The sequence below is a fragment of the Micromonospora sp. RV43 genome, from assembly GCF_001029515.1.
In the GTDB taxonomy this organism is placed as follows: Bacteria; Actinomycetota; Actinomycetes; order Mycobacteriales; family Micromonosporaceae; genus Micromonospora; species Micromonospora aurantiaca.
The window spans coordinates 1-2,710 of the sequence record NZ_LEKG01000336.1; the positions used below are offsets into that span (position 1 = coordinate 1).

The window sequence follows — 2,710 nt, forward strand, 5'->3', positions numbered from 1 at the left end:
CGAGGTGGTTCAGGCTGCGGGTGGACAACGGAATCGCGGCAGGGTAAGACAGCACAGCGAGGCTCCCGGTTGGGGCATCTGATCTTGGTCGATTGCTGTCTTACCGGGAGCCTCGTCCTACCTGGACACCGGCCTCCCACACCGCCCGTGACCTGCGCCGTCACGATGAAAATGGCTCATTGATCATCCATTACCGGCTGTTACCGCCGATACCGGAGAAGATCTTCATCTCCCCAGGTCCATCGCCCGCACAAAGCACAGATAGCTGGTGTCAGCGTCCGGTGCGGTGGCGTAGCACTGCGCGCCGTAGCTCGTCCGGTGCCCAGACGAGTATCGGGAAGGCGATCAGGATGGCGAGGATGGCGGGGCCGGGCACGGCGGTGCCGAAGATCGCCTGTAGCGGGGGCACGGTGACGATGGTGGCGGCGAAGGCGAGTTCGAACGCGATTCCCCACAGCAGGAGCCGGTTGGACGCCAGGCCGATGGAGCGCAGTGAGGCTCGGTCAGTGCGGACGGCAAGCGCGGTGCCGACCTGACAAGCAACGATGGCGGCTCCGCATCACAGCGGAGGCGACGCCGACGATGTGCGCGGGCAGCCGGGAACTTCCTGACATACCTGACCGACTACTCGACCGGGAGACGGCAACCGGGCAGCCCAGGGCTCGACGGGCACGAGCCACCCCGAACTAGAAATCTCCTTTTCCGATCGGAGTAGTCGATGTCCGTCACCGACCTGTCCGGTGATCCCACGCCGGATGTTCCCGCCGCTGCGCAGACCGCTCGTTCGAGTCGCGAGCCCACGCCCTTTGCCGCGCTGCTGACCCGGCTGCACTTCTACGCCGGCATCCTGGTTGCCCCGTTCCTCCTGGTCGCCGCCCTGACCGGCCTGGCGTACACCATCACCCCACAGCTGGACCAGGCCCTCTACGGCGACCAGCTGGCCGTGGCCGCCGTCGGCGACCAGCCGACGACCCTCGCCCAACAGGTCACCGCCGCACGGGCCGCGCACCCCGACGGCACCATCGCCACCGTGGCGCCCGGCGCAGGCGACCGGACCACCCGGGTGGTGTTCTCGCTCGAGAAACTCGGCGACAAGCAGCACACCGTCTACGTCGACCCGTACACCGGCGAGGTCACCGGACAGCTCACCACCTGGTTCGGCTCCACCCCGGCCACCACCTGGCTCGACGACCTGCACCGCAATCTGCACCTCGGTGAGATCGGCCGGCACTACTCGGAAATCGCCGCCAGTTGGCTGTGGATCCTCGTGCTCGGCGGCGTCATCCTGTGGTGGCGCCGTCGCAGCGCCACCCGCGCCCGGACGACACACCTGCTCATACCGGACCTGAGCGCCCGCAAGGGAGTCCGGCGTACGCGGGGCTGGCACGCCACCACCGGTGTCTGGCTCGCGGTCGGCCTGCTGTTCCTCTCCGCCACCGGCCTGACCTGGTCCCGGTACGCCGGCGCGAATTTCGGCGCCGGCCTGGACGTCCTGCGCGCCGGCACTCCGGAACTGTCCACCACCCTCGACGGCGTGCCCCCGCCCGCTAGTGGTGGTGGGCACCAGCACGGTGGGGCGGTGACCGGCACGGCGGACAATCCGGCGTCCTTCGACATCGTCCTGACCTCCGCGCGCGGCGCCGGACTCTCGGGGCCGGTGGAGATCAGCCCTGCCGCGGAGTCCGGCCAGGCATGGACCGTCGCCCAGGTCGACAACACCTGGCCGGTCGCGAAGGACCGGATCTCTGTGGACCCCACCACCGGCGCGGTCACCGACCGCAGCGACTTCGCCGACTGGCCGCTCCTCGCGCGGCTCAGCAGCCTCGGCATTCAAGCCCACATGGGAATCCTGTTCGGCCCGGTCAATCAGATCCTGCTCGCCGCGCTCGCTCTCGGCCTGCTCTGCGTCATCGTCTGGGGCTACCGCATGTGGTGGCAGCGCCGCCCCACCCGCGCCGGTCGCCGCGCACCGCTCGGCGCGCCGCCCGCCCGAGGTGGGGTCCGAGGGCTTCCGTGGTGGGCGCTGCCGCTCGGTGGACCGGTCACCGTGGCACTCGGTTGGGTACTGCCCTGGCTCGGCGTCACTCTGCTCGGCTTCCTCTTCATCGACATCGCCCTCGGCATGCTCACCCGTCGGCGCCGTCGGCCGATACCCGTCTCACCCGCCCCCGGCCGGTAGCTGACCCCGCACAGCTGTCCGGCCGCCACCGCTGCGGGGCGGCCGGACAGCGGTGGTCGCGTGTCGGTCAGCGGGGCCGGGAGCCGGTCACCGGCGGAACGGCCCGGTGTTCTCCGAACCGCTCTGTCCGGTGATCCGCAGGAAGACCGAGATCTTGTCGTCGGGCGTGATCATGCAGATCTCCATGTTCCGGCAGTAACAGCAGGGGTCGGCGCGGCACGGACTGCCCGATCCCTCGGGGCGTGCAGGACCCCTTCGGCGGCTCGGCGCGGGCGACAGCGCCGGACGTGACGGTCCACGCCGTCGTGGTCGTGCCGTTCTCGGCCGTCGGCCGGTAGCGCCCAGACTCGACGGGGAGTTCATAGGTGGCACCGCGAATCCGGCTCCTGCCGCGCCGGCCCTAATACGGCAGCCGCCGTTTGAGATGTCGCTGGTGGGGCCGGGTAGACGAGGTGCGGCCACCGCGTGATCGTCTGTCTGCTGTGGACATGACTTCAGATCTGGCGGTGGCCGCGTGCCACAGCGTAAACC

2 protein-coding genes are annotated in these 2,710 nt (G+C 69.7%); one reads left to right on the forward strand and one right to left on the reverse strand.

Annotated elements, in window-relative coordinates; all coding sequences use genetic code 11:
* Positions 1 to 271: 271 nt before the first annotated feature.
* A complete protein-coding gene (locus ABD52_RS38840) occupies positions 272 to 547 on the reverse strand; it encodes a cation transporting ATPase C-terminal domain-containing protein (protein ID WP_082171463.1) in 276 nt (91 codons plus the stop codon).
* A 171-nt stretch (positions 548 to 718) separates the two neighbouring features.
* Between ABD52_RS38840 and ABD52_RS36935 the strand changes: the two genes are divergently transcribed.
* Entirely contained in the window at positions 719 to 2,179 is a 1,461-nt protein-coding gene (locus ABD52_RS36935; protein WP_047894826.1) for a PepSY domain-containing protein, read from the forward strand.
* Positions 2,180 to 2,710: the final 531 nt, after the last annotated feature.